Consider the following 313-nt stretch of genomic DNA (forward strand, 5'->3'; position numbering starts at 1 on the left):
AACCGCGAGCTCGAAGAAACAGTCGTCGGGGGCCTCTTCGGCTCCGGCGTCTTCGCCTTAGCCGTCACCAGAGCTACGGAACTAGTCAAGGCGCAGGGCAGTCGGCAGAGAAGGTCGCCGTCGCTTCGACGCGCTCGCCGCCTGGCATGTCGAGGTCGTTGAGACGAGGCGTCGTTCCCGCCGGGACCGCGCGGGCGGTAGCCGTTCCCGACACGTTCGAGCCGCTCACGGTCGGGGTCGAAGTGCTGCAGCGCGCGCTCGGCGCCGGGGTCAGCGGGTTCCTCCCCAAGTCGCGGCCCGCGGATGACGTGGC

The sequence above is a fragment of the Microbacterium sp. Leaf203 genome (assembly GCF_001421275.1).
In the GTDB taxonomy this organism is placed as follows: Bacteria; Actinomycetota; Actinomycetes; order Actinomycetales; family Microbacteriaceae; genus Microbacterium; species Microbacterium testaceum_A.